General features: G+C 44.6%; 1 protein-coding gene. It reads left to right on the top strand.

The annotated features are described in order from the left end of the window. Window positions 1-240 (top strand): hypothetical protein (locus CES79_RS12965; RefSeq protein WP_225362460.1); only part of this gene is annotated, 240 nt, incomplete at both ends.

Raw genomic sequence — 240 nt, 5'->3', positions numbered from 1 at the left:
ATGCCAAGGCAAATGTGACGATTCCAAGCAACCAAGGTAATCAAACAGTACCCGATGTAACTGGTAAGACAGGCGAACATGTCACTGTTGATGTGCCATTACTTAAAGGTTACACACCAGATAAAACGACGGTACCAGCCACAGTTAATCCAGATGGCACGATCACGGTCGATAATCCAACAACTACAGGTAAAGTGACCTACACACCAAATGATGCCAAGGCAAATGTGACGATTCCAA

Source organism: Secundilactobacillus silagei JCM 19001 (genome assembly GCF_002217945.1).
In the GTDB taxonomy this organism is placed as follows: domain Bacteria; phylum Bacillota; class Bacilli; order Lactobacillales; family Lactobacillaceae; genus Secundilactobacillus; species Secundilactobacillus silagei.
This window is presented reverse-complemented; position numbering and strand designations above follow the sequence as displayed.